The organism is Leifsonia sp. YAF41, from assembly GCF_052113185.1.
In the GTDB taxonomy this organism is placed as follows: domain Bacteria; phylum Actinomycetota; class Actinomycetes; order Actinomycetales; family Microbacteriaceae; genus Cryobacterium.
In genome coordinates, this window is the sequence record NZ_JBFRCS010000014.1 from 61,336 (window position 1) to 86,887 (window position 25,552).

22 protein-coding genes are annotated in these 25,552 nt (G+C 62.4%); 14 read left to right on the plus strand and 8 right to left on the minus strand.

Features of this window, described 5'->3' with window-relative positions; genetic code table 11:
- Window positions 1-47 precede the first annotated feature (47 nt).
- Entirely contained in the window at window positions 48-1,982 is a 1,935-nt protein-coding gene (locus AB4Y63_RS16200; protein ID WP_441792096.1) for an amidohydrolase, read from the minus strand.
- A 271-nt stretch (window positions 1,983-2,253) separates the two neighbouring features.
- Here AB4Y63_RS16200 and AB4Y63_RS16205 point away from each other — a divergent pair, with 271 nt between their 5' ends.
- The 3 genes from AB4Y63_RS16205 (at window position 2,254) to AB4Y63_RS16215 (ending at window position 4,009) form a co-directional block, all read left to right on the plus strand.
- A complete protein-coding gene (locus tag AB4Y63_RS16205) occupies window positions 2,254-2,802 on the plus strand; it encodes a TetR/AcrR family transcriptional regulator C-terminal domain-containing protein (RefSeq protein ID WP_441792097.1) in 549 nt (182 codons plus the stop codon).
- 123 nt (window positions 2,803-2,925) lie between these two features.
- Window positions 2,926-3,354: an ester cyclase gene (locus tag AB4Y63_RS16210; protein ID WP_441792098.1), complete on the plus strand. Its 429-nt coding sequence runs from the start codon at window positions 2,926-2,928 to the stop codon at window positions 3,352-3,354.
- A 136-nt stretch (window positions 3,355-3,490) separates the two neighbouring features.
- Entirely contained in the window at window positions 3,491-4,009 is a 519-nt protein-coding gene (locus AB4Y63_RS16215) for a bifunctional nuclease family protein (protein ID WP_441792099.1), read from the plus strand.
- Between the two features lie 92 nt (window positions 4,010-4,101).
- Here AB4Y63_RS16215 and AB4Y63_RS16220 read toward each other — a convergent pair whose 3' ends face one another.
- The 3 genes from AB4Y63_RS16220 to AB4Y63_RS16230 form a co-directional block, all read right to left on the minus strand.
- Window positions 4,102-5,340 carry an amidohydrolase family protein gene (locus tag AB4Y63_RS16220; protein ID WP_441792100.1) on the minus strand — a complete coding sequence of 413 codons (1,239 nt, stop codon included), beginning with the start codon at window positions 5,338-5,340 and terminating at the stop codon, window positions 4,102-4,104.
- A 62-nt stretch (window positions 5,341-5,402) separates the two neighbouring features.
- A complete protein-coding gene (locus AB4Y63_RS16225; RefSeq protein ID WP_441792101.1) occupies window positions 5,403-6,896 on the minus strand; it encodes a peptide MFS transporter in 1,494 nt (497 codons plus the stop codon).
- A gap of 212 nt (window positions 6,897-7,108) precedes the next feature.
- On the minus strand, window positions 7,109-8,584 hold the full coding sequence (locus AB4Y63_RS16230; RefSeq protein WP_441792102.1) for a peptide MFS transporter: 1,476 nt from the start codon (window positions 8,582-8,584) through the stop codon (window positions 7,109-7,111).
- Window positions 8,585-8,731: 147 nt separating this feature from the next.
- On the opposite strand from AB4Y63_RS16230, the gene AB4Y63_RS16235 reads away from it, so the two are divergent.
- The 6 genes from AB4Y63_RS16235 (at window position 8,732) to AB4Y63_RS16260 (ending at window position 14,440) form a co-directional block, all read left to right on the plus strand.
- The gene (locus AB4Y63_RS16235) at window positions 8,732-9,940 is read left to right on the plus strand and encodes a PucR family transcriptional regulator (RefSeq protein ID WP_441792103.1); all 1,209 of its coding nucleotides are present in this window, start codon (window positions 8,732-8,734) and stop codon (window positions 9,938-9,940) included.
- Window positions 9,941-10,089: 149 nt separating this feature from the next.
- Window positions 10,090-11,298: a M24 family metallopeptidase gene (locus tag AB4Y63_RS16240; RefSeq protein ID WP_441792104.1), complete on the plus strand. Its 1,209-nt coding sequence runs from the start codon at window positions 10,090-10,092 to the stop codon at window positions 11,296-11,298.
- Window positions 11,295-12,176 carry an alpha/beta fold hydrolase gene (locus AB4Y63_RS16245; protein ID WP_441792105.1) on the plus strand — a complete coding sequence of 294 codons (882 nt, stop codon included), beginning with the start codon at window positions 11,295-11,297 and terminating at the stop codon, window positions 12,174-12,176. Before AB4Y63_RS16240 ends, AB4Y63_RS16245 begins: the two co-directional genes overlap by 4 nt.
- Window positions 12,177-12,564: 388 nt before the next feature.
- Window positions 12,565-13,020: a nitroreductase/quinone reductase family protein gene (locus tag AB4Y63_RS16250; RefSeq protein WP_441792106.1), complete on the plus strand. Its 456-nt coding sequence runs from the start codon at window positions 12,565-12,567 to the stop codon at window positions 13,018-13,020.
- A gap of 206 nt (window positions 13,021-13,226) precedes the next feature.
- A complete protein-coding gene (locus AB4Y63_RS16255; RefSeq protein ID WP_441792107.1) occupies window positions 13,227-13,694 on the plus strand; it encodes an S-ribosylhomocysteine lyase in 468 nt (155 codons plus the stop codon).
- Window positions 13,691-14,440 carry a 5'-methylthioadenosine/adenosylhomocysteine nucleosidase gene (locus AB4Y63_RS16260; RefSeq protein WP_441792108.1) on the plus strand — a complete coding sequence of 250 codons (750 nt, stop codon included), beginning with the start codon at window positions 13,691-13,693 and terminating at the stop codon, window positions 14,438-14,440. Before AB4Y63_RS16255 ends, AB4Y63_RS16260 begins: the two co-directional genes overlap by 4 nt.
- 66 nt (window positions 14,441-14,506) lie before the next feature.
- Here the strand turns inward: AB4Y63_RS16260 and AB4Y63_RS16265 are convergent, their stop codons facing one another.
- From AB4Y63_RS16265 to AB4Y63_RS16280, 4 genes are read right to left on the minus strand one after another with little or no spacing between them, the layout of a single operon-like run.
- A complete protein-coding gene (locus AB4Y63_RS16265) occupies window positions 14,507-15,619 on the minus strand; it encodes a M20 family metallopeptidase (protein ID WP_441792109.1) in 1,113 nt (370 codons plus the stop codon).
- A 59-nt stretch (window positions 15,620-15,678) separates the two neighbouring features.
- Window positions 15,679-17,112 (minus strand): serine hydrolase domain-containing protein, encoded by a 1,434-nt coding sequence (locus AB4Y63_RS16270; RefSeq protein ID WP_441792110.1) that lies wholly within the window; start codon window positions 17,110-17,112, stop codon window positions 15,679-15,681.
- Between the two features lie 54 nt (window positions 17,113-17,166).
- The gene (locus tag AB4Y63_RS16275; RefSeq protein ID WP_441792111.1) at window positions 17,167-17,463 is read right to left on the minus strand and encodes a hypothetical protein; all 297 of its coding nucleotides are present in this window, start codon (window positions 17,461-17,463) and stop codon (window positions 17,167-17,169) included.
- A 46-nt stretch (window positions 17,464-17,509) separates the two neighbouring features.
- Entirely contained in the window at window positions 17,510-18,355 is an 846-nt protein-coding gene (locus AB4Y63_RS16280) for a M55 family metallopeptidase (protein ID WP_441792112.1), read from the minus strand.
- Between the two features lie 131 nt (window positions 18,356-18,486).
- Between AB4Y63_RS16280 and AB4Y63_RS16285 the strand changes: the two genes are divergently transcribed.
- From AB4Y63_RS16285 to AB4Y63_RS16305, 5 genes are read left to right on the plus strand one after another with little or no spacing between them, the layout of a single operon-like run.
- Entirely contained in the window at window positions 18,487-20,106 is a 1,620-nt protein-coding gene (locus tag AB4Y63_RS16285; RefSeq protein WP_441792113.1) for a PucR family transcriptional regulator, read from the plus strand.
- 55 nt (window positions 20,107-20,161) lie between these two features.
- A complete protein-coding gene (locus AB4Y63_RS16290) occupies window positions 20,162-21,859 on the plus strand; it encodes an ABC transporter substrate-binding protein (protein ID WP_441792114.1) in 1,698 nt (565 codons plus the stop codon).
- 6 nt (window positions 21,860-21,865) lie between these two features.
- Window positions 21,866-22,888: an ABC transporter permease gene (locus AB4Y63_RS16295; RefSeq protein ID WP_441792115.1), complete on the plus strand. Its 1,023-nt coding sequence runs from the start codon at window positions 21,866-21,868 to the stop codon at window positions 22,886-22,888.
- The gene (locus AB4Y63_RS16300; RefSeq protein WP_441792116.1) at window positions 22,888-24,717 is read left to right on the plus strand and encodes a dipeptide/oligopeptide/nickel ABC transporter permease/ATP-binding protein; all 1,830 of its coding nucleotides are present in this window, start codon (window positions 22,888-22,890) and stop codon (window positions 24,715-24,717) included. The genes AB4Y63_RS16295 and AB4Y63_RS16300 overlap by 1 nt, the downstream gene beginning before the upstream one ends.
- Window positions 24,714-25,541, plus strand: coding sequence for an ABC transporter ATP-binding protein (locus AB4Y63_RS16305; RefSeq protein ID WP_441792117.1), 828 nt, complete (start codon window positions 24,714-24,716; stop codon window positions 25,539-25,541). Before AB4Y63_RS16300 ends, AB4Y63_RS16305 begins: the two co-directional genes overlap by 4 nt.
- The last annotated feature ends 11 nt before the right edge of the window (window positions 25,542-25,552 follow it).

The window sequence follows — 25,552 nt, forward strand, 5'->3', positions numbered from 1 at the left end:
CTGAGATCTCTTTCGATTGGTGAGGGGCCGTTTCGTTCCTGACCTTCTTACGCGCTGAGCACAGGGCCGCAGCAGCCGCCCTTCGATTTGCCGGCGCTCAGAACCCGCGACGAGACTGCTGCCGCCGCCGCCGAGGCGGTGTTGACATACTTGCTGCCCTCCGCGGTGCTGATGTCATGCACGACCTCGCCGTTGATCAGCGTGTAGTTCACCGTCGACCCGGTCACCTCTGCGATGGGCACACCAAACAGGTTTCGGTCGAGGATCACGATGTCGGCCTGCTTGCCCACTTCGATTGACCCCGTCACGTCCTCTTGGAACATCTGGAAGGCCGCACCTTTTGTGTGCATTGTGAGCGAATCGTTCAGCGAAATGCCCTGCTCGGCGTGGAGCGGCTCTCCCGTCTCACTCCCCAGACCAATCCGGTCGACCGCCGTACGGATTTGGTTCCACGGGCTCAGCTGATCGACCGGCCAATCCGAGCCGCCGGCAATCGCAGCACTGGCCTGGAGCAACGAGCCGGTCGGGTACATGAACTTGTGGCGCTCGGGGCCCATGAACGGCTCCATCGCGTCGATCGTGAAGGTGTCTTGCACGGCCCACTGATTCGACAGGTTCGCGATCACCTTGTTCTTCGCGAATCGAGGGAAGTCTTCCGGTGAGCAGAACTGCATGTGGGCAATAGTGTGCCGATTCACCGCTTTGCCATTGGTCTTCTGCGCCAGTTCATACCCGTCAAGACAGGTTCGCGCTGCGAGGTCGCCGATGGAGTGCGTGTGGACCTGCCATCCCTCTGCATCAAGCGCGGTGGTGATGCTTCCGAAGGTGTCTGCCGCAACGTAGAGCTCACCGGAGTTGTCTGTCGGGGCGCCGTTCGCATCAAGGTACGGGGTGAGCATCGCTGCGGTCTGCGCCGGATACTCCGCGACACCGTCCATGAAGATCTTCACGGTGCCGGTCGAGACCATGGGGTGGTCCTTGACCGCGGTGCGGAAGGTATTGAACTCGGCGATGGTCGCCTTCGGGTCAGCGAACTGTTCGTCGCTTCCGATGGCCAGGGCGACGCGGGCCCGCTGCGGAATGACCCCGGTGTCGCTCAGGTTGACGAACTTCGCAATGTCGTCGGTGCCCGCTCCCGGCTGCATGAAGCTGGTGATTCCGAGGCCCGTCATCAGGCCGAACCCCTGCTTGTACAACTTCAGCTTCTGCTTCTCGGTGATGTCGGGAATCACGGCGCCGATGGCCCACATGGCGGAGTCCTTCAACAGGCCGGTCGGCCCGTCCTGGTCTTTGACGATCTCTCCACCGTCGGGGTTTGGTGTGTCTGCCGTGATCTTGGCGACCTCCAGCGCGCGGGTGTTCACCCAGCCGTTGTGGGCATCGGACCCGCGCATGAGAATGGGGCGACCGGTGTCGAGCGCGTCGAGATATTTTCGGTGCGCGACCCCGTCGGTGAGTCCGGTGGGGTTCCAATCCACCACCACGAGCCAATCGTCTTTGCCCGCTTCCGTGTCTGCGTCGAGGATCGCCTGCACGCGAGCGACTTGCTCGTCGATCGTGCCCACTGCGTTTCCGTCAGAGGGGTAGAAGGCGGCCTCGGCGCCGGTGAACACGTGAGCATGTCCGTCGTGAATGCCGGGCATGACCGTGCCGCCAGCGGCGTCGATCACCTCGGTGTTCGGGCCATTGAACGCCTTCATCTCGGCGAGAGTGCCCACGCCGATGATGGTTCCCTTGGCATCGATGGCGAGCGCTTCGGCGAACTTCTGAGGATCTCCGGTCCACACCACGCCGTTCTTCACGATAACGGCGGCCTTTCCGCTGGCCGCTGCACCGCCTCGGCTGACCCCAAACGCAATCCCTGCGATCGCGGCGGCCCCCACAATGCCGCCGCCGATAATCAGGCTACGGCGAGAGATGCCGGCCTTCGGCTCCTGTGCGGCCTCCGTTGTCGGCGTGCTCGAGGTGTCCGGTGATTCCATGTTGCGCATTTCCCTTCGTCGCGAAATTAGACAGTGTGAATCGGCGTCTTGTCGTATTCGCGGCACTCTCGGTGCGCTCCAACGTCATTAAACCAACACGGTTGGTAATTGTAATACTTGCCGACACCTCCCCAGATGCCACGGAGTTTGACACCATGTACTCGGGAGAGAATTAGCGGCACGCTACCCTCCGAATCAAGATCAACCGGGGGCTGCTCGCGGTGAGCGAATCTGACAGAAATGGATGCGATCCAATGGATGCGATCAACGGATGGTGAGAGGGCGCCCGAAGAGCCCGCTGCTCAACCAGGCAGACATCGTGACAGAGGCGCTGCGCATCGCCGATTCTGGCCGTGAGCCAACGCTCGGGAGCATCTCGAGCTCGCTCGGCGTGCATGTGTCGTCTCTCTACAATCACATTGAGAGCAAGGCTCATCTCGTGAATCTGATGCGCGAGCGCGTCGGGAACATGCACCCGTTGCCGCCACTCCCACACGATGACTGGGTAGCGTCAATCAAGTTGGTCGCACATCAGCTGCGTGCCGTCCTGCTCACCTATCCGGTGCTGCTTGCAAGCTTCGCCTCTGCGCCCCTCGATCCAGCGGGCGAATACCCCTATCTGGACGACTTTCTCTCCGTCTTGCAGTCCGCGGGTTTCGATCAACCAGATGCTGCGCACATCTTCGACTTTCTCGGCTTCATCACGCTCGGTTCGGCACTCGATCTGACGTACGAGGTGCCAGATTCAGAGAACGAGGCCACATTTGAGTTCGGCCTCGACCGCTTCATCTCCGGTCTCGAGAGCTTGCGAAACAGGTAGGCCGTAGCCTGCGGTTGACGCGTCGACGGCATACGAGTAGCGTTCCCGGCGTCCGAGTGACTAAACGAGTTGCCCGGTGTAACGCTTGCGGCCGACGTGGCGCACTTGAAGCGAGGCGATCGCATGACTACCGAACAGAACAAGGCGCTGGTGCGCCGGTTCTACGCCGAGATCGATGCCGGCAATATTGATGCCATGGATGAGTTGGTCGCCGAGGATTATGTCGACCACAATCCGGCTCCGTTTCCCAACCTCGCCTCCGGTCGCGAAGGGCTGAAGCAAGCATTCCGGATCTTCTGGACGGCCACACCCGGGCGGCACGAGATCGAAGATCAGGTCGCCGAGGGGGACAAAGTGGTCACCAGGCTGACGGCATACGGTCGCCACGAGGGCGACCTTCCCGGGCCGCTGCCTGCCACCGGCATTGAGATTCGCGAGACCGGTGTTGCTATCCACCGCATCGCACAAGGACGGATCGTGGAGCATTGGTCGGATCGCGACGACCTGGGGCTGATGCAACAGCTCGGTGTGATCCCACCGGCCGGAGCCTGATCATTTTTCGTGAGGCCGGCGGGCACCAGGTGCGATTGACGACGTCGCCCCTCGGCAGTCTCACGGTTCTCGGCCCGCGACCGGCGACCGGACGTACGATGACGGTGTCAAACCCGACGATGAGACGGGAGTCGCCATGGTGCAAGTACGCGTTCTCGGGGTTGCGCTGGACGCCTTGGGCCAGCACATCATCCTTCTGAAACCGATCGGAGAGGATCCGGCGGAGGGGCACGTGCTGCCGATCTGGGTCGGCGAGCAGGAGGCGACATCCACGCTGATCGCCCTCAGCGGCGAGACGCCACCGCGGCCGCAATCGCACGATCTGATGAAGACACTCCTCGACACCGTCGGTGCTCGCGTCGAGCGGGTGGAGGTGACTCGCATCGAGCAGGGAACCTTCTACGCCGAGATCACTCTCATCACCGCAACCGGCGCACTCGTGCTCGACGCCAGGCCCTCGGATTCCGTCGCACTCGCGCTGCGCGCCGCTGCACCGCTCTTCGTCGCCGACGATGTGCTGGAAGAAGTGGGCATTCCCGCCGCGATGGTGGAAGCCGTCGACGAGGAGGAGGAGGGTCCGCCCGTCGGGGAGCAAACGCTCGACGAGTTCAAGGATTTCATCGAGCACGTCGACCCGGAGGACTTTCAAGGCTGACGCCATCCGCGCTCTCTGCCTCCGGTACTGCCGAGAATCGCCGGTGCGCTCTTTCAACCATGCGCACACGGCGATTCTCGGCATTCGGGCACCTACTCGACGAGCGAGCCGCCCTTGAAGACCAGATCGATGCTGTTGAAGACACTCACATCGTCAATGCTTCGAATCCCCTTGATCGCCACAAGATCGGCGAACCGGCCCGGCTCGATGACGCCAACGTCGAGTGTTCCGATCGCATCGGCTGCGTTGATCGTTGCGGTGCGGAGAGTGTCGATCGGAGAGAACCCGGCATCGATGAAGTCCTGTAGCTGGCGTGCATTTTCTCCGTGCGGAAAGATGATCGCGTCGGTCCCATAGGCCAATTTGACCCCGGACTCGATCGCGGTGCGCAATGCGTTCATCGACGGAATCCGGGCTTCTGCGAGCTTGCGCTTCACTTCTTCGGGGAAGGCGGCCGTGGCTCGTTGGTCGTCGACCCAGCGCACGACGTAAGTCGTCGGCACAAAGAAGGTCTCATGCTCAAGCATCGCGTCAAAGATCTCTTTCCCCTCGATCAATGAGCCGTGATCGAGTGTGCGCACTCCTGCGCGTACGGCGCGGAGGGCGCCGAGGGTCCCGTGCGCATGCGCGGCGACATATTTGCCGTAGAGCGCGGCCTCGTCGACCGCGGCCCGAATCTCAGCCTCCGAATACTCGGGTGCGCCCGGGGTCGTTCCGGCTGCGTAGCCGGCACCGGTTGCAATGATCTTGATGAGATCGGACCCGCCGTGGAGCAACGTTCGCACAGCCCGTCGTACTTCATCGACGGTGTCGGCCACTCCAATACGGAAATCACGGGGCAACTCGATATCGGATGCGAGATCAGTGATCTCACCGCCTCCGGACGAACTCGTCACGTAGCCACCCGCGGCGAAGATTCGGGGGCCAATGACAATGCCGTCGTTGATCGCATTGCGCAGGTCGCAATCCACAAACGCCCGGAAAGTGCCCAGTTCCCGCACCGTCGTGAACCCGGCACGCAGGGTGGTCGCGGCATTCCTTACCCCTTCAAGAACAGACCACGACGCAGACTTGGTGAGGAACGGCATGTAGCTGCCCTCCGCGAGACTGCCGATCATGTGAGTGTGCAGGTCGATCAGGCCCGGTGCGACCAGGTACCCGCTGAGGTCAACGAACTCCCCTTCGTGAGAATCGTGTTGCTCGGGGGACCACGGCTCGACGCTCGTGATTCGCTCATTCTCGACAGTAATTGCGCAGTCGGTGAGCAGCGCGCCGTTTCTTACGTCGACGACTGTTCCGGCTCGAAACAGTGTGCTTTCTTTCGATGTCATGGTTTTCTCCTTGGGATGGATGTGCGATGTGGTGCGTTGACGGATAGAAGGGGGGGCGATGCTCACCGGGGAAGAGTGGCGGTGAGGGCACTGCCGTCTCTGACTGTCTTGCGCAGGCAGATCAGCACGACGGCCGAAACGAGTGCGCCGATGGCCATAGCCAGGAAGTACGCGGCAGCATCTCCAGCGGGGTCGTAGAACTGGGCAAGCACGCCGGCGAGCGAAGCGCCAATTGCGTAGGAGAGGCTGTGCACTGACACCATCTGCGTTCGGAACTGAGCAGGTGCAACGGCAGTGGCATAGGAGAGCCCGGAGGGGGACGCCACGAGATCAGCTAGGAAAAAGGCACCAACAACGCCGAGCATGATTGCGATCGGGATCATGGCACCGTCGTCAAGTGACCACACGCCCAAGACGAGATAGCACAATGCCATGATGCCGATCGACAAGGCGTACCTCACTGAAACCGACGGTTGCCGGACCCCGAGACGCGACCAGATGGCGTTCACAACAGGCGTCAACACGATGGCGAAGAGAGCCCCGCTTGCAACGGCCGTTGATGGAGGGAACTCGATCCCGAAGAGATACCGGTCGGAGTGCGACTCCGCGTGCACAGCGACGGACGTGTAGAGCTGCATCCACAAACTGACCTGCACGACTGAGGCGAAGAAGATCGGGATGTACCGTGCAACGGAACGAAACTCGAGTGGCGAAACCGATGTCGAGCGCCGCATCACGATGAAATAGGCGGTGACTGCAATCGCCGCAATGACCGCGACGAGAGCACTGGCGTCGGACAGTGTGACCACACCGGTAGCGAAAGCGCTCCCGACAACGAGGACTACCAGTCCCGCGATCGCGGCCACCCGCAGCATTTCTTTACGAGTTGCCGGCGCTGCCACGATGCGGGTCTGCGCCGGAAGCATCGCTCGTACAGGCAGGAACACGATCAACCCGATGAGCATGCCGACGGCAGCAGCGGCGAATCCGGCGTGGAATCCGGCCGCCTGTTGAATGAAGGCGGTCGCGAGGCCGCCAAAGAGCGCACCGAGATTCAGGCTGAGGTAGAAGATCGTGAAGCCGACGATGCGCTGCGCGTCGCCGGGAGCGTAGAGGGAGCCCACCACGCTGGCGGTCGTGGCTTTGGTCGCCCCGCTACCCAGGGCGACCAACGCAAGCCCGACAATGAGACCGGCAAAGCCTGGCAGGAATGCGAGGGCGAGGTGGCCGAGAAGCACGAGAACCGCGCCCGTCATTAGAGTTCGTGCTGAGCCGAGAAGTCGATCGGCAATCCAGCCGCCGAGCACTGTCGCGAGGTAGATCGCTCCGCTATAGGCGCCGACGAGCGCAGTGGCGAGAGTCTGGTCAAGCCCGAGTCCGCCCTTGTCTGCCGGAAAATAGACGTAGTAGATGAGGATCGCCAACATTCCGAAATAGGAGAAACGTTCGGCGAGTTCGAACATCCCCACGATGTAGAGCGCCCGTGGTTGGTGGAACGACCCCGTGCGGCCAGGAGGCCGACCTGTGTCGGAAGGCACTGCGATGGTGTGGCTCATGGTTCTCACTTCGTTGAGGCGATCGACGGGCTCATGAAAGGGTTTCTTGCGCGCGGGAAGACTGGTGCACACTTCAAGAACCGAAGCATCGCGGTGCTCACGGCTTGTGCGGACCGACGAGCGAATTACGCGGACCGGCAGACGAACAAGTCGCCGACAACCGATTGGATGCTGCGGTGTGGCCGGCTGCTCTCAGACTCCGGCCGTTGCTCTCAGGCTCCGACGGTCTCGACCACATCGATCACGCGGCGGCCGAAGGCGAGTCGCGAGACGACCATTGCGACCACCACGGCGAGAGCAACAGCGGCCAGCCCGAAGAAGTAAGTCGTCTCGTTCTCACCGGGCACAAAAGCCTGGGCCATCAGCCCCGAACTCGCGGTTCCGACGGCCACCCCGATGAAATGCACCGACAGCATCTGCGTCTGAAAGCGTTTGGGCGCAACGCCGGTTGCCATCGAAATGCCGGTGGGCGAAATGACAACATCGGATGCCCCGAATACGAACACAATGAACATCAGGGTGGCGATCGGGGTGAGGCTGCCGGTTGCCGCGGCCATGGCGAGCAGGCCAAGTGCGAGAGCGATCACTGCGAAGGCGATTGCGTATTTGACGCTCGCTGAGGGCTGCTTGGGTCCGAGTTTGCCCCAGAGGATGGCCAGGAGCGGCGCCACAAGAATTGTGCAGAGTGGCGCGATGCCCAGCACCGCCGTCGGTGGAATCTCGAAGCCGAAAATGAAGCGGTCAGTCCCTGCCTCAGAATGAACTGCAATCGTGGTGAAGAGCTGCTGGTACAGGGCGCAGAAAACGAGCGTTGCGAAGAAGAAGGGAAGGTAGCGAACGATCCCGGCCTTTTCGGCGGGTGTGACATCCCTGCTCGTGAAGAACCGTGTGAAGTAGACAACGGCGAGCACTGCGGACACGGCAGCCACAATCAATGCGGGGTCAAAACCAGTGCTCACCGCGAAGATGGCAGCAACAAGGGCCGCAGCCACGACAACGAGCGGTACCACGAGCCGGGTGCCACTCGCGCGCAAAGATTCGTCGACCTTCGGCGCGATCTCGGCTGTAGCTTTTCGAAAGGGGAGATAAATCGCCAACCCGATGGCGAGGCCCACGGCCGATGCGGCAAACGCGATGTGAAAGCCGAAGGCCGCTTGCACGACTCCCATGAGGGTGATCCCGACGAAAGCTCCGGCAGCGCTCGCAAGGTAGTACACCGTGAACCCGGCGTCGCGCTTCGTCTCAAAGCTCTCCAATGCGCCACCGACGAGCGTGCCTTCGTTCACAAACATGCCCGCACTGCCCAGAATGACGGCCACGAGGCCGAGAGTGAGCCCCGGAATCCCCGGCATGAAAGCCAGCACAGCGTATCCGAGGATCGCGAGCACGGCCCCCCATCGGAGCACACCTTCTGAGCCGACAACGCGGTCAGCGATCCAGGCCGCAACGAGCGTGAGCAAATACACACTTCCCGCATAGGCCGACGAAATTGCAAATGCGACGGCCAGCGGGAGTCCAATTCCGCCATCGGCGGCGGGAGTGCTGATGTAGAAGACAAGGATCGTGAGCATCCCCCAGAATGCGAACTGGTCAAAGGCCGAGATGACGGTGGGGGGAATCATCGTCGTTGGTAGTCCGAAGAGCGTCCGAATCCCACCTTCTTCGCGGGTGGGGGTGGCGTAGGTCATCATGAACTCCAAGAATTTGGCCAGCCGACGGCGGTGTCGGCGCGGGTGATGCCAGTGAGTAAACCGTATTGGTCGAGGCCGTACCCTCGTTGCCTGTCGTAAGATTGGCCCCCAACTGTTGACATCTGTTGAAAGGCGGCATGGCCTGTGTTCGACTCAGTTCAGGAACTTGTCGATCGTCTGGCAATCTCACTCAGCCGTTCGGTCGAGGTTGACGACGCCTCGTTCGGGTTGCTCGCCTGCAGCGCTCACTTCGGCGACCTCGACGATGCGCGAGTCGCCATGCTCGTCGACCGTGAAGCGACGGGTCCCCGATTGGCCTATCTGCAGGAGCAGAGACTCAGCTCGAATCACGTTCCCGTTGTCGTCAACGCACATCAGAGCATTGGCTTCGTGTTCGACCGGCTCTGCGTCGTGCTGCGTTCGCGCTATGAGGTTCTCGGCTACGCGTGGATTACCCTCCGCACACCGTTGGATCCGTCTGAACTCGAACTTGTCGAAGACTTCACCCAGACACTGTCGAGAATTCTCCACAATATGGCCCAGTCAATCGAGGCGGTGAACGCCGAGATTGAGACTGAGCTGCTCACGCTGCTGTCGCCTGAACAGAGTGCCCGGGCTGCAGCGGCACGGGAGCTAGGTGATCTCGGCATGTTTGTGCGATCGAGTCAGTTCGTCGCTCTGTGCCTGTCGCTCCCGGTCGAGGGAACGCAGTGGACAGGGCCCCCGCCGCGGGAGATGATCTTTCGCGCGCTGTGGCGCGCGATCTCCACACCGATGATTGATGCCTATACTTTTGGGGTTTCATCGCCGGACACCTTCATTCTCATTGGCTACCGCAATGAGCCGCCGAAGGATGCCCTGCAAGCCATCGGCGACGCAATCGTGCGCGAAATCCTGGCTTTGAGCTCGGCCGGTGAGATCGGCGCTGAAGTCCCCGTCGTGGGCATCGGCGCACCGGTGTCCGAGCTCGCTGCAGCCTGGAAATCATTCGATCAGGCGAGCGTGGCCGTGCGGGTGGGGCGCCAAAGCGACGAATCCGTCGTGTTCTGGTCAGACCACCCGGTGCCCGCGGCGATTGCCGTCATGCTGGCCGAGCCTGCGCAGCCCCATCTCCTTCCCGAGACCCTGCGAGCGCTTGCCGAGAGCCCTCCTGATGTGATCGAGCTGCTTGACGGATACTTCCGTCATGGAGGAAACGTTGCGCAACTGGCTGACGAGATACTCGTGCACCGGGCGACTGTCTACTATCGCCTGCGTCGGATGGCGGAGACGACGGGCTTGAATCTCGACGACGGCGACTCCCGGTTCGTCATCCAAGCGTGGTTGCAGCAACGACGGCTGACGCGACAGTGATTCAAAGTTTCGTGGTGTCTTGCGACAGTTGTTGAATGATCGCGCGGAACATTACCTGAACAATGGGCGGGGCAGTGTCCAGCAGGGCGCTGATTTCTTATCGATGAGGGTTCCGCAGTGATGCGGGGACCAACCGGAAGGCCTTTTCAGTGTCCCTTGCAAAAATTCTGACAGATGAGCTCAGCGGCCTGCCGTTTTCAGCTGACGAGTATGCCGCGCGACTCTTCGCGTTGCGCGCCGCGATGTCCGAAAACGGGATCGACATCGCAATCATCACAGCGCCTGACACGATGGCGTGGCTGCATGGATACCGCTCGCGCTGGTATCGACAACACACCTCAACGTCGCTCCCTCCCGCGCAGTGCACCGTCGTACACGTCTCGGACGGGGAGCCCTTCGTCATTGACAGTCAGTACCACGAGGGCCTCATCGCCGCGACGTCGACGGTGAGAGATTTCAGGCCTGTCCCTGGCTCGTCAGACTTTCATGAACCGTCGCTCGCCGAGTACGTTTCGTTTCTCGGCGACCAGATCTCGCCGTGGCGGGGGAGCGTTGTCGGGCTTGAACTCTGGAGCTGCATCCCGAGCCCCGCTGTCTCCCGTGTCATCGAATCGATGCTCGTGAGCCTCGGGTGTCAGGTCACGGATGTGTCGTTGCCGTTTCGGAGCATCCGCCGGTTGAAGACAACCGCCGAGATCGAGAAAATCGAGAGGGCACAGGCCGCGTGTGACGCGGGAGTGCTCGCGCTCCGCGAGCAGGTCACGCCCGAGACCTCGGGACTCGAAGCCTGGGCACTCTGGAATCTTGCGATGGTGCGTGCCGGCGGCGAACCTGCAGCGCTTCACGAAACCGTTGCATCGGGGCATGAAACCTGGTCGATCCATTCGTTGAGCTCGCGGGAGCCGCTGGGAGATTCGGAACTGTTCTATCCGGACATGGCGGCGTCCTATGACGGATACCATGCCCGCGCCACGCGGCCGTTGAGTTTCGGTGCCCCGTCCACCGACGTCAGCAGGCTCGTCAGAGTCGCGGCGGGAGTCTACGACGTGATCGGTGAGTTTGGAACCGTGGGCACTCCCTGGCGCACGCTGTTCGGACATGTTCGCGACTTCCTGGGCGCAAACGAGGTTGAGGGAGGCGCCTGCGGTTATGAATTGGGACTTTCGGTGCCGCCGACAGACTTCGTCGGAGAGTTCACCTGGAGCATTCATCAGGACATCGAGGGCGTCATCGAGGCCGGCCTCGTGACCAATTTCGAGAGTTTCAATGAGGTAGTTCTTGTCGACACCGTCGTATTCGAAGACGGCGGCCCACGGTTTCTCTCGTCGCTGCCGCGCGATGTGATGGTGGTCGAGTGAGCGCGCCCTGGCTGCGGCAGTTCGACGTCGAGGATTCGAGCGGCGAAGCCATTCGAGTGCGTGAGTGGGGCGATCCGGCCGGGCCCCCAGTCATTTTCCATCACGGGACACCGAGTAGTTCGGCCGCGGTTCCCGGTGGCTGGAACGCCCCGGCTGAGCTGGGGATCCGTGTGCTTGCCCTCGATCGTCCCGGCTACGGAGGATCTCCCCGACAGCCCGGACGCCGAGTTGTCGACGCCGCGCGCTGGTCGGCGCTCATTGCCGATGAGTGCGGCATCGAGACGTTTGCCGTCATGGGAACCTCGGGCGGGGGCCCGCATGCCGCTGCGGCCGCGGCGCTTCTTCCCCAGCGCGTGACACGGCTCTGTATCGATGTTGGGATCGGCCCCGTGCCGTGCGATGGATTTGATCCGCAGGCGGGGATGTTGCCCGAGACGGCCGCCGAGATCAGCGCAGCGATCCAGGGCGAGTCAACCCTTCGTGCTTTCATTGAGTCTCTCGGTTCCGCCGAGGCGGCGCTTGACGGTTGGATAGACGTTCTTCCGCCGAGCGATCGTGAAGTGCTCGCCCGCGCTGACGTTCGCATGGAGGAGGCGCTCGAAGCCGAGGACTGGATCTCCGCAGGCCTCAACGGATGGATCGACGACGATCTTGCGCTGTTCCGTGAACCGTGGGGTTTTCATCCCCGTGACATCAGCCAACCCACGCTTCTGGTCTATGGCGGCGCAGATGTGCTTGTTCCCAATACGCATGGACGCGCATACCGGGAAGCAATTCCGAATGCGACTCTCGAAATCATCCCTGCCGCCGGTCATTGGTTGCGCGACCATGAATCGAAGGCGCTGGCGTGGGCGGTGCGTGAGCGGATCTTGCGGTGAAATCTGCACACGATGTCGAGTATTCGGACATGCAGCGCTTTACTCTGGCCGGTTGCCCGCATCGCCATTGATGGTGAACGGTGTCGTGACGCCCTCGTACATGACGTGGGCGATCAGGCCGTCGACGGCATGGATGCGCTCCTCACGGTGTCAGGGCCAGCCGCCATCGGATGACGAGGCTGGCCCTCCTGTCGCTGACGGCCGGACAGGAGGACTATGGAATCGTGGCTCGCAGATGGGTGTGTCTAGCGACGCTCGGCCCGATCGGGGTTGCGGCTCTGGCCTGTGTCGTCGTCATGCGCGGATTTGTTGAGACCGACGTTGTGCACGCCAGAGCGAGCGGTGCTGGCCTTCCTGCAGAATGACGACAAGTAGACGGGACGAGACCATGGCATTCGACACTCACAATGGAACGCGAGGCGCCCGTCAGCCGAGGCGCAATCGAGTCGCGCGCTGGGGCAACCAGTGGATGGTCGGCCATGTCCGTCGCACCGGCTCCCTCGGGCGGACTCAGGTGCTGGTGCTTGTGACGATCGGGAGAAAAACCGGAGCGGAACGGATGACCCCCGTGGGGTGGTTTCCCGGCGGGGGTGACGCGAAGCTCATCGTGGCATCGGCGTCAGGTGCTGCACACAATCCGTCCTGGTACCTCAACCTCGCGGCGCATCCCGACGCGGCTCGCATCGAGTTTGCCGGACAGCGCATTGAGGTGAGTGCCGCGCAACTGCACGGCGCAGAACGCGACGACGCCTGGCGGATGATCACGACACAGTCGCCGAACTACGCCAAGTACGAGACGATCACCGACCGTGAGATCCCGATCATCCGTTTGACGCCGCGCTGACACGGGGTTGATGCTGGGTTGACGTGACGCCGTTCGAGCGCGCAGCCGGCCCCGAGCCGAGGCAGCGTATTCTCGTATTCGTCGTAGATTTACGACCTCGCGCGACGAAGAGACCTCGCTTCACACTTCTCTTGATGCCGATAAATGTGACCCGGGATGTCGGTCGCACGAGCGAGACTGGTCCGAACTCGAACAGAATGTTGAAAATGAACCCAGAGCGAATGAACGTCGAATCCTTCAATCTCGATCACCGTCTCGTTGCGGCGCCCTATGTGCGCGTTGCCGACACGAAGCGCCTTCCGGCCGGTGACGTGATCACGAAGTTCGATGTGCGGTTCACGCAGCCGAATGTCGACCACCTCGAGATGAAGGCCGTGCACTCGCTCGAGCACCTCTTCGCCGAGCACTCGCGCAACCACTCCGACAAGGTCATCGACTTCTCGCCGATGGGCTGCCAAACGGGTTTCTATCTGATCATGCAGGGCGCCCCCGAGTTCGACGAAGTTGCCGCGCTCATCGAGGTGACGCTGAACGACATCCTGAAGGCAGATTCGGTGCCCGCTGCAAATGAAATTCAATGCGGCTGGGGTGCCAACCACTCGCTCGAAGATGCGCAGGCTGCGGCCGCGGGCTTCCTGGCCGGTCGCGAAACCTGGAACGTGGTCTTCGCGTGAGCTCTCCCGAAGTTGTCATCCTGGTCGCGATGGACGACGAGCTTGAGCCGTTCCTCGCCCGAGCTGAACAGGTCGGCGAAGCGCGAGCGATCGGAAATTCGGTTCACCACAACGTCGTGCTGAGCGGCCACCCGGTCGTGCTCGTGCGCACCGGGATCGGCCTCGTCAACGCGGCCGGCGCCGCAACCGCAGCAATCCTCGACGCGCAGCGCGACGAGAGCAAACCCGGTTCGCCGCTGCTCATCAGCGCCGGCAGTGCCGGCGGGTTGGGCGCCGAGGTGCGGGTCGGCGATGTCGTCGTCGGCACCGAGTACATCAACGTCGACGCCGACGCTCGCGCATTCGGCTACGTGCTCGGTCAGGTTCCGCGGATGCCGGCAAGCTACTTCGCGCCCGATGAACTGGTCGAAACCATCGGCGCCGCTCACAGGCTCAGCGCCGGCACCGTGCACCAGGGTCTGATCGTCTCCAGCTACAGCTTCGTGACTCCTGCCCGAGCAGTGAGCATCACCGGCGATTTCCCCGGAGCACTGGCGACGGACATGGAGTCATCCGCCATCGCTCAGACCTGCCACGTGTTCGGGGTCCCGTTCGTTTCAGTTCGGGGCATCTCCGACCTGTGCGGACCCGCCGCCCAAGACGACTTTCTGGAGCAGGTGGACGACGCGGCGACGCAGTCCGCATCGGTGGTCATCGCCGCGATCGACGCACTCCTGCGTGCGAGCAGCGCCGACACACTGGCCTAGGCCGAGACGCCCCTTCGACAGGGCGGATGCATCGGCATCCGTTCATTCCGCGGGAATCAGCTCGAATCATCGTTCCTGTCGAGCCAGCGGGGATCCACACAATTCCTCGATGAGGGCGGCTACAAGGGCCGTCCTCGGTGGGACCATCTCAGCGAGAGCGTGTTCGCTGCGGGCATGTGCGCCACCGCCGACAGCACCAAGGCCGTCAAGGGTAGGAACGCCGATTCCCGCAGTGAAGTTGCCGTCTGAAGCCCCGCCGACGGCGACGGCGGTGAGATTGCCGAGCCCCTCCCGCATCGCTATCCGTTCCGCCCGATCGAAGAGGCCGACTGCGCTCGCTCGCTCCATGGGGGGCCGGTTCATCCCACCACTGACGGAGAGAGTCGCGGCCGGGTTCTTGGGCACGAGGGAACGCATGGCGGCATCGACACGTTTCTGTTCGACGCGTATGCGCACCCGGACATCGACGTCGATTGTCGCCTCCGCCGGCACGGTGTTCCGGGTCGTTCCGGCGCTCAGGGTGGTGGGTGTAACGGTGGTTCCTGTGGCAGCGTCGGCGAGAGTTTCGATTGCCAGGATCTGGTGGGCCAGTTCGATGCTGGAGTTCACCCCCTTTTCCGGCTCGAGGCCAGCGTGCGCCGCCCGACCCTGAACTGCGACTCGATAGCTGGAAACGCCTTTGCGCTCAATCTTCAGTGCCCCACCGTCGCCGGCTGCCTCAAGCACGAGGGCCCCTGCGCACCCGTGGGCTTCGGACTCGATCAGGGCGCGGGAGGTGGCAGACCCCGTTTCTTCGTCGCCGGTGACCAGAAGATTCACTCCGTCCAGCGCCTGGCTTCCTCCGCGTTCGAGCACAACCGCGAGTGAGTGGATCGCCTGGACGAGTCCGAGTTTCATGTCAAAACAACCGGGGCCCCTGATGAGGCCGTCCACATTGGAGAAGGGGATATCGGCGAGTGTGCCGCGTGGCCACACCGTGTCGTGGTGCGTGAGGACGATCACTCGAGGCGTTCCGAATCTGAGACGCAGGTGTTGACATCCGCCGATTTCGACCGTTTCAGGCCGCTGGCCGAGGCGTTCTTCGATGAGGTCAGCGATCACATTCGCACTCGTTGCGACGGCCTGGAAGTCGTGCGAGGGTGACTCGCAGTTCACCAGGCGCTCCAGGTCTGCGAGCATCAGCGGCAATCGTTCAGTGCACCGTGCAAGCAAAGAAGCGGGATGCTCGTCGATCGTGCTCACTCCGCCGCACCCTGTCGTTGTTCGGTGACCTGCGGGTACGCTCTCAGACCGAAGTGCATTAGTTGTCTTTCTGCGGTGGGCTCGAAGCTGATCCGAATCCAATCGGGGCTGTCCGGACGGAGCGCCCCGAAGTACCTTCCGGCGCTCACGACTGTCAGCTCCGCGCTCATCGCCTCGGGTTCGCTGGTGTCGAAAGCGCATGTTTGATACTCGCCAACTGCGCCGTCCGGTCGAGGCTCGATCACGATTCTCAGGCCGGCTGCCTCGTAGGCACCGGCGAAATCACCGAGACCATCTCCGGCAACCGCTGCGACATCCGTCGCAGCGCCCGCTTCCGGGGCAAAGATCGGAGGCATTGTCGCCCCTGCGAACAGGTGTGCCGCCTCGGTGAACAGTTCACGATGGAGGCTGTCTGCATGACCACCATTGGTGGACAGAGCCAAGACGATCCCTTGCTCAGGAAACAATCGAAGGTAGGAGTTCTGACCCAGCGTTGCGCCATCGTGGTTGATGGTCGGTACTCCGCCCCAATCCTGCAGACACCAGCCCAGGGCCCATTCGTCGGCCAACGTGGTGGCATGTGAGACGCCGACTTGACTGCGGAGCATCTCCGACAGCTGCTCGGCAGGCATCAACGCTGTCCCTCCGGGGAGGAACGAGCGAGCGTAGGTGAGGGTGTCGCCCGTGGAGGCTGTGATCAACCCGGCGGGCCCGACACTGCGCGGAAAAAGGAATACGTCGGTGACGTCGCATGCCGCTCCCACCCCCACATGTCCCACGGCGAAACTGTGAAGCGCCGTCTGTTCTGGCAAGGTGGTCGTTGCCGTGAGCTCCAAGCGCGCCAGAATGTACGCTGCCAGGGCCGCGTCCCACGTCATCCCTCGCAGCACTTCGACGACGCGTCCTGCAATCACGAACCCGGTGTTGCAATAGGACCAGGTCAGTCCCGGGCTGAAGATCTGCTCGGCCGTGGGCAGGGTCGCCACGTACTTTTCCACGCAGTCGTCGCCGCGGCCGGTGTCCGTGAAGAGATCGCCGTCGATGCCGCTGGAGTGCGTGAGGAGGTGCCGCATCGTGATGGTGGCTGCGGCGGATTCGTCGGCGAGTGTGAAGTCCGGCAGCACATCCCGGATCGGGGCGTCCAGGTCCAAGACCCCCTCAGACACCAACTGCATGACCAGGGTCGTGGTCCAGGTCTTGGTGATCGAACCGAGTTGAAACAAGGTGTCGGGGGTCACTCTGTGGCCGGTGCGGATGTTGGTTTGACCGGCGGCCACAATGCAGCGCTCCTCGTCGCCCGCCCCTGCGGAGTCGGCGCCAGTGCGGAGGATTCCGAAAACGGCGCCTGGCACCTGATACGTGGCAATCAGGGTGTCCAGACGTTGCTGCCAATAATCGCTGTCCAGATTGACTTCATCTGAGCGTTTCACGAGAGTCCTTACGTCGCGGTGTTGTTGGTCATGGGGCGGTGGAATGGCCCACCTCTACGGCGACGTCAACTTGGCGCCATTGGCGATCGCGAGAATCGTCACGAGCAGAACAATCGTGCCGGCGATGAGGCCGATGACGGCCAGGGTCATGCCGATAATGGCCAGAACGTTTCCCTGTGGCTCCTTCGCGCGTCCCTTGATACTCAGCACAAGCCCGACAACGGAGAAGGCGAGTCCGAGCACCGGGACGAATCCAGTCAGAAATCCGAGCACTCCGGAGACGAGACTCAGAATGCTCAGGAGCGGGGTCGTGGCAGGTGCCCGGTGCTGGGTTGAAATGTAGTCAGTCATTGTGATTGATCTCCTCGATCGATGTGGAACGGTTGGTCGGGGGGGGCTACCGCCGGTTGATGATCGCCATCTTGTTGCGCATCGCACTGGCGGCGAGTTCGTAATTGACACTGATCAGTCCGAGTACCTCTGACACGTTGTGAGCACGGCGCCGAATTGTTCGATCGCCGGTGCGCTCGACTCCGGGCACCCCGAGGGCCAACTCGGCGGCCAGGGGGGTCGGCATGTCGATCTCGAGCACGAGTTCGGTGGGATTTTCGGGGCGGGGCAGCGACGCTGCGGTGCGGACGGTTTCGGCTGCGGCCGCACGGACAAGTTCCCGTGCGGCGCTCGGCGAGAGCGAATCAGTGGCGGACCAGCCGTGGGCGACCTTGACTTCGACAGTCCTGACGCCGGGGATGACGGCATGCGCGAGTGCGCAGATCACGTCATCCCCGGTGACGAGTCCCACCGGTACACCCAGGGAGGCGGCATACAGCGCATTGACTTCGGCTTCTGAAACGGGGCGTCCGTCGAGACGGACCTCCGTGAAATGACTCGAAAATGTGTGAGCCAGCAGTCCCGGGGACCCCGCAGGTGCGTGGTAGCCCACGAAAAGGGCAACGTCGCAATCCGCAGTGAGTCCCTCGGCCATGCACTGAGCCTTGGGCGACCCGAAGACGAGGCGGGCGCGAGGGTCGAGCTGCTCATGGATCAAGTTGTCCATGGTGCCGTGTGAGTCATTGACGACAACGGCGGTGGCACCGCCGTCGAACGCGCCCGCGATGGCAGCGTTGGTCTCCGCCGTCATGAGCTCCTGGGCGCGTGGATAGCCGTAACCGCCACGCACAATCTGATCCAGCGTCGCGATCCCGGCGATGCCCTCCATGTCGACGGAAATGTAGACCTTCATTTGTTGTCAGACCTCTCTACGTGGCTGTTGGCACGTGTCCAGTATCACTTTCCGAGAACGCGAATTGTTCGTTCGGACGACCAATCTCATGGCGGTCAGGCTGTACATTTGGGCAAAAGGGAGAGCAGCCGATGTCTAGGGAATCTTCAAACCGTGCGCCAGAGCCGACACTGGGTCGCATTGTCGAACGGCTCGGGTCAACGCTTCTCTCGCTGGAGGCCGGCACCTTTGAGGCAAGTCGGCTCGTGCGATCCGTGGTGCTCTACGATCCGCTTGACCATTCAGCAGTGACAACGGACGCACTAGTGCTGGGCGTGGGAATTTCGGGTTCTGACAACTCCGCCGAGCAGATCCGCATGCTCGCGGCGGAAGGGGCAGTCGCTCTGGTGCTGCGGGAGCCCGTTCCGACGAGTGACGAAGTGACGAGAGCGGTGGAGGAGACCGGGTTGGTGCTCTTCGGTCTGGTGCGGGGAGCATCCTGGATTCAGGTCGCCACGATGTTGACTTCCGCGTTGAGCATCGACCCGTCTGACGATGCGGGCCCCGGGGCCGAAGCGGATATCGGAGCAAACCTCTTTGAGCTCGCCAACGCACTGGCTGCGCTGTTGCAGGCGCCCGTGACGATCGAAGATCTCTCCTCGCGTGTCATCGCCTTCTCGGCCGATCAGGCGGGAACGGACGAGCCGCGCCGGCGCACAATCCTGGGACTTCAGGTTCCGGAGGTGCTCCACGACGCGCACCGCAAGAATGGCTCGTTCCGGCGCATCTACAACTCAGAGCGTCCCGTGTTCGTGGAGAAACCGGAACCATCGGCGCTGCCACGCGTTGCGATGCGCGTGAAGGCGGGAGCGGAATTGCTCGGCTCGATCTGGGCCGTGGTTCGCGAGCCGCTCACCGAGCAGCGTGAGCAAGGAATGGTCGAAGCTGCACGCGTTGTCGCTCTGACGATGCTCAGAGCACGCGTCAGCGCGGACTCCTCGGCACGACTTCGGCTGGGCCTCGTCAGCATGTTGCTCGAAGGGGGAACCCGGGCGAGGGAGGGCGCGAATCAGCTCAATTTCTCCAAATCGGCGGCGTGTGTGATCGCGATCGGTGGGCGGAGTGAGCAGGAAGACGCCGCCCGGTCGGAGTCGGAGGCGCTTCGCGTCGCCAGCGCCCTGAACGTATATCTCCAGCCCATCTATCCGAGGGCCGTTGCGTCTTTGTTGGGACGCACCATCTATGCCGTCGTGCCGTTGCGCGCGACAAACCAAAGTGCGCAGGACGAGGCGGTGCAGATCGCCCGAACGTTCATCGCCCGAGTCGAGTCACCGAGCACTCTGTTCGCCGGCATCGGTTCGGTGGTATCAGATGTCTCCGATCTGAATCGCTCGCGAACTGAGGCGGATTCCGCGCTCCGTGTGCTGCGGGGCCGAGAGGGGGCGGAGTTGCGTGTCGCGACGATCGCAGATGTCTATGCGTCAGCGCTGATCTTGCGGCTTTCGGATCTTGTCGCGGCAGACAAGGTCTCGATCAGCGGCCCGTTGGAAGCGCTCGGCAGCTACGACGTCGAGCACAATACCGAATTGGTCGCGACTCTCCGCAGCTGGCTGGAGAATTTCGGTGACGTTCGTGCTGCCGCAGACGCAATCCAGGTTCACAAGAACACATTCCGCTACCGGCTTGGCCGGTTGGCAGAAATCGGCGGGATCGATCTGCAGGATCACGAGGTGCGGTTCGGCCTCATGTTGGAGTTACGACTGTTCCATTAGATCGTTGGGTCAACAGTTCAACTTGGAGGCTCAAGCTTGGTCTTTTGAACGATGATTGCTGTGGGCGCATGGGCAATTGTTAACCGGAGCACCCGCAATGATGCGGGATAGCTGGCTTGCAATTCTCGACACCCCAAGGTGGACAGCCATGAAAGTTCGTTTGATCTCCGCGATAGCGCTCGCCGCAGGAAGTACGTTCGTCCTTGCCGCGTGCAGCGGACCCACATCATCAGGAAACTCGGAAGCAGACTATGCCAAAGACGGCACGCTGACCGTTGCTTTGAGTCAAGACCCGGGCGATCTCAACCCGGCTGTTTCCGACTTGGTAGCCGCGCAGATCGTGGCTTCCTACACGTATGACACGCTCCTCTTCGCCGATCCTTCCACGGGGGATCTCAAGCCCTATCTGGCCACGAAATGGACGGAATCGCCGTCGAAGGTCGATTTCACCCTGAAGCAAGGGGTGACGTGCTCCGACGGCACCCCATTCACCGCTCAGACTGCCGCTGACAACTTCAACTGGATTGTGGACCCGGCCAACGGTTCGCCCTTGAAGGACTCGGTCATTCCTGGTGGCGCGAAGGCGACCGCCGAGGGCGATGTGCTCACGGTCGAGACGCCCGAGGCGTCTCCCTTCCTGCTTCAGAACATCGGTAGTACGGCACTTCTCTGTTCGGCGGGGTTGGCGGATCCCAAGAGCGTCGCGTCGGCTAGCGATGGAACCGGACTCTTCGTCATCAAGGAAGTGGTTCCGAACGACCACATCACCTTGGAACGTCGCGCGGGCTACACCTGGGGCCCCGACGGCGCTACCACCTCGGAAACGCTGGGTGTGCCCGAGACGGTGGTCCTCAAGATCGTGACGAACTCGAGCACTGCCGCCAACCTGCTCCTCTCCAAAGGGCTCAACATTGCAGACATCTCCGGGCCCGACGAGCCGCGGGTGAAAGCAGCCGGGCTTGATTCGAAGCCGACCTCCCGACTCGCGGGACAGATCACGTTCAATCATTTCGACGGGCTTCCAACGTCGGACCCCGAGGTTCGCAAGGCGTTGACGGAAGCCATCGATCTCGATACCTACACGAAGATCATTACTGCCGGAAACGGCACGCGGGCCACATCGCTGATTGCCGTAGAGCCCAAACGATGCACGTACGACAGCATCAAGGGCACGCTGCCGGAATTCGACGTCTCACAGGCGAAATCCACACTCGCCGCGGCCGGATGGACCAAGGACTCGTCAGGCAAATTGGCGAAGAACGGTAAGCCGCTGACGCTCTCGCTTTACTACATCAATGACTCAGACCTCGACAACGCTGCGGCCGAGTACCTGGCCACGCAATGGACATCACTGGGAGTCGACGTCAAGCTTCTCGGCGGTGATCAGAACTACATCATCACGAACAATTTCGCTCCGGAGGATCCAGGCAAGTGGGATGTGACTTCACTCACGCTCAACAGTGATACCCCGAGCATCTTCCCGGCCTACCTGACCGGCCCGGTGCCGCCCAACGGAACCAACTTCGCCTCCATCACGAACGCCAAATACGAGGACCTGGTCGGGAAAGCCAGCCTTGAAACTGGTGCGGCCGCGTGTGAGTTGTGGAAGCAATCCGAGCAGGCGTTGTTCGCGCAGACCGACCTGATCCCGATTTCAGTCGCGACGGACAACGTCTACTTCAACGGCGCCACATCGATCTACGCCACCGGAAATGCGATTGTTCCCGGTTCGGCCTACCGCGTGCTTCGGTAGCTCAGAATGACTGCGCAACACACACTCCCGTCCGAGGGGGTGCTCAGCCCGGCCAACGCACCGGATATGAAGGTGAAGCGGGGTGGCCTGTGGAGAACGTTTCTGCTCCGCCGGCTCTCCCGGCTCGCCACCTCGATCGCTGTTCTCGTCACCGTCGCATTCCTCGCCATCCGGGCAATTCCGGGCGATCCGGTGCGAATGGCCCTGGGCATCCATGCCTCCCAGGCCGTCGTCGACGCGCGAAGGGCCTCGCTGGGCCTGGATCTGCCGATCTGGGAGCAGTACATCCGCTTCTGGGAGGGACTGCTGACCGGAAACCTGGGTGACTCGTTCAGCCTGCAGCTGCCCGTAACCGAAGTGATCGGCCAGCGACTTCCGGCAACGATTGAGTTGGCTGTCCTTGCACTGATCGTCATGTTGACATTTGCCATTCCCATCGGTCTGGCGGCCGCCGCGTTGACGCGCGGCGGCCGCCGGCGGGGATTGGAACTCGGCTACACGACCGTCAGCGGCTTCGTCGCCGTCATTCCCGAGTTCCTGATCGGAGTCGGACTCATCTACGTGTTCGCGGTGCAGTTTCAACTACTGCCCGTGGCCGGGCGGAGCGGACCGAACTCGTACATTCTGCCTGTGCTCGCGCTCGCCCTTGGCGGGATCGCCGGCATCTCTCGAATCGTGCGGGCAGAAGCCCTCTTCGTGCTCGACCAGGACTACATTCGCACCGCCCGTGCCAAGAGAATGTCGAGCTGGCGGTTGTACATGCGACACGCTCTGCCCAATCTGCTGACCTCTTCCCTCACCATCGGTGGGCTGGTCCTGGGCGGGCTGATTGCGGGGACGGTGCTCGTTGAGACCATCTTCTCGTGGCCAGGGCTGGGCATGACGATTGTTTCCTCGATCATGCACAAGGACTTCCCGCTGGCCCAGGGGATCATCATCGTCTACGGATTGTTCGTCTTACTTGTGACGCTTCTCGTTGACGTTGTGCTGGTTCTGCTTGACCCGCGGTCTGCATTGAAGGAGAACTGATGGCTACCGTTGACATACCCCCGGTGTCGGGCCAGCGACAGGCGCACCGATTTGCCGCGGTGCTTCGCACGCCACTCGGCATCGCCGCGGTTTTCGGTGTGGTCGTCGTTGTATTCGGCATGGTCTTCGGACCAATAATCTGGGGTGCGCAGGCGACAGCGACCGACTACAGTCAGCTTTCGGCCCCGCCGAGTGCAGAGCACCTCTTCGGCACTGATGCCGGTGGGCGCGATGTCCTGGCACGCGTGCTGACGGCGGCTCGGCTGTCGGTCGGCATGGCGCTCGTTGCGACGATTCTTGGTGTGACAGGCGGAGTGCTGATCGGGTTCTTGCCGATCGTGCTGCCGCGCCGGGCGGCCAGACTCGTCGTCAGCGCCACCGGTCTCGCCATCGCGTTCCCCGCCCTTCTGCTCATCATGCTGTTTTCCATCGTCGTGGGTACTGGGGTGGAAGGCGCGGTGCTGGCCATCGGCTTCGCCATGATGCCCGCTTTCGGCCGCCTGGCCCAGACGATGAGTTCCTCGATCGCTGGGCGTGACTTTGTACTGGCGGCTCGAGTTCTCGGTGTCCCGAAGACTCGGATCCTGCTGCGGCATGTGCTCCCCAATGTTCGAGAACCACTGATCGTCAACGCGAGTCTCGCGGCCGGAAGTGCACTGGTCGCTTTCGCGGGTCTGTCATTCCTGGGGTTGGGCGTACAGGCTCCGGACTTCGATTGGGGCCGACTCCTCAACGAGGGGCTCAGCAAGATTTATGTCAACCCCGCGACGGCCCTCGCTCCGGCCGCGGCGGTGATCTTCGTCGGCGTGGTCTTCACCCTGCTCGGGGAAACCCTCTCACGCGGATTCGGAATCGAACCCCTCTTGGGCAAAAGGCCACGGGCACTGCCTCGAATTGAACCCAGCACGTCGGACGTGATCACGGATGCCGATGACACAGACGGTGACACCGTGCTTCGAGTACGTGGCCTACGCGTTGCGGCCCCAGTCGGATCTGATTGGAAGCACCCCGTGAACAACGTGAGCTTCGACATCCGACGCGGCGAAATCGTCGGTCTCGTGGGTGAGTCGGGGTCGGGCAAATCATTGACCTGCCTGGCTGTTGCCGCGCTGTTGGAAGAACCGCTCGACGTCTCCGCGCAGAGCGTGCGTTTCGATGGAGCGGAACTCACCAGAAACGGAAAGGTGCCCAGCCGCATCCGCTCTGTCGCGTTGCGGAGGCACCTGGGCACCCGACTTGCGCTCGTCTTCCAAGACCCATCGACCTCACTCAACCCCGCCTTGCAAGTCGGCGCGCAGATCGCCGAGATCGGCCGCCTGCACGAGGGGTTGAGCGCCAAGGAGGCCAACGCGCTGGCGATAGATCGCCTACGCGAGGTTCGGATCCCCGACCCCGAACGGCGAGCCAAGCAATATCCATTCGAGTATTCGGGCGGAATGCGTCAGCGGGCCATGATCGCGATGGGGTTGATGGGCCGGCCCGCCTTGATCATCGCCGATGAGCCGACGACCGCCCTGGATGTGACGGTGCAGCGCGGAGTTCTCAGCCTCCTGAAAGCAGTAAACACAGAGGAGAACGCGGCGATCCTGCTCGTCAGCCATGACATCGCCGTGGTCACCGGGCTTTGTTCACGTGCATTGGTCATGTACCGGGGGTCGATCGTCGAGGACGTCACGGTTGAGGACCTCGTGGCGGGCCGGGCCAAACACCCGTACACCCGCGCACTGCTCGACGCCGTGCCGAACATGAGCACGAAGAAGGGCGAGCCGTTCGCCACCATTCCTGAGGGAACGGTCTTTCCAACAGTGGTTGCAGAGGAAGTCGCATGAGCACCCTTGAATTCCGTGATCTCTGGGTCCGGTTCGGAACTGGTCGGACCGCGTTCGACGCTGTTCGCGGTATCAACCTGGTCATCCCGTCGGGGAAGATCGTCGGTCTCGTCGGCGAGTCGGGTTCGGGAAAATCGACCATCGCCAGAACCGCTGTCGGCTTGAGCGAACCCCGCCATGGAAGCATCCTGCTTGACGGTGTTGACGTCGCCCATGCGAAAGGAAGTGCCGGCCGGGTGYGGCAACGCATCCAGATGGTTTTCCAAGACCCATATTCCTGTCTCGACCCGAGGATGTCGATCGGTGTTTCGATCAGGGAGGCGCTCGATGTAACCGAGCGGCGGAAGCGCCTTGAGTCGGGCACGTACCGGGCGATGAGCCGGCCAGCCCGCGCTGCGCGCGTCGGAGAGCTCCTGACGATGGTGGAACTTGAGCCGTCGCTGGCGTATGCCTATCCGGGCACCCTCTCGGGGGGTCAGCGCCAGCGGGTCGCCCTCGCTCGGGCGCTCGCCGCCGAACCGGATGTCCTGCTTGCGGACGAGATCACCTCGGCGCTCGATGTCTCCGTTCAGGGAACGGTCTTGAATTCACTGCTCGATCTTCAGCGACGCTTGTCGCTGACCGTGCTGTTCATCAGCCACAACCTTGCCGTCGTGAGCCGGGTGTGTGACGAGATCGCTGTGATGAACCACGGCGAGATCGTCGAACGCGGTCAGGCGGCCCAGGTCATCGGAGCGCCACAGGATTCGTACACCAAAGAGTTGGTCAGAGCGGTGCCGCAGATCGGCGTCCCGCTCTTCGCTAGAGAGGAGTCCACACGGTGAACGGCTTGATC

Coding starts and splice junctions, on each gene's coding strand:
- AB4Y63_RS16265 (WP_441792109.1), bottom strand. CDS start 15,619: ATGCTCGCAGACCTGGAGCGCCTGGTGAACTGCGAGTCACCCTCGCAC.
- AB4Y63_RS16250 (WP_441792106.1), top strand. CDS start 12,565: ATGGCATTCGACACTCACAATGGAACGCGAGGCGCCCGTCAGCCGAGG.
- AB4Y63_RS16205 (WP_441792097.1), top strand. CDS start 2,254: ATGGTGAGAGGGCGCCCGAAGAGCCCGCTGCTCAACCAGGCAGACATC.
- AB4Y63_RS16215 (WP_441792099.1), top strand. CDS start 3,491: ATGGTGCAAGTACGCGTTCTCGGGGTTGCGCTGGACGCCTTGGGCCAG.
- AB4Y63_RS16210 (WP_441792098.1), top strand. CDS start 2,926: ATGACTACCGAACAGAACAAGGCGCTGGTGCGCCGGTTCTACGCCGAG.
- AB4Y63_RS16275 (WP_441792111.1), bottom strand. CDS start 17,463: ATGACTGACTACATTTCAACCCAGCACCGGGCACCTGCCACGACCCCG.
- AB4Y63_RS16200 (WP_441792096.1), bottom strand. CDS start 1,982: ATGGAATCACCGGACACCTCGAGCACGCCGACAACGGAGGCCGCACAG.
- AB4Y63_RS16230 (WP_441792102.1), bottom strand. CDS start 8,584: ATGACCTACGCCACCCCCACCCGCGAAGAAGGTGGGATTCGGACGCTC.
- AB4Y63_RS16280 (WP_441792112.1), bottom strand. CDS start 18,355: ATGAAGGTCTACATTTCCGTCGACATGGAGGGCATCGCCGGGATCGCG.
- AB4Y63_RS16295 (WP_441792115.1), top strand. CDS start 21,866: ATGACTGCGCAACACACACTCCCGTCCGAGGGGGTGCTCAGCCCGGCC.
- AB4Y63_RS16300 (WP_441792116.1), top strand. CDS start 22,888: ATGGCTACCGTTGACATACCCCCGGTGTCGGGCCAGCGACAGGCGCAC.
- AB4Y63_RS16220 (WP_441792100.1), bottom strand. CDS start 5,340: ATGACATCGAAAGAAAGCACACTGTTTCGAGCCGGAACAGTCGTCGAC.
- AB4Y63_RS16255 (WP_441792107.1), top strand. CDS start 13,227: ATGAACCCAGAGCGAATGAACGTCGAATCCTTCAATCTCGATCACCGT.
- AB4Y63_RS16285 (WP_441792113.1), top strand. CDS start 18,487: ATGTCTAGGGAATCTTCAAACCGTGCGCCAGAGCCGACACTGGGTCGC.
- AB4Y63_RS16225 (WP_441792101.1), bottom strand. CDS start 6,896: ATGAGCCACACCATCGCAGTGCCTTCCGACACAGGTCGGCCTCCTGGC.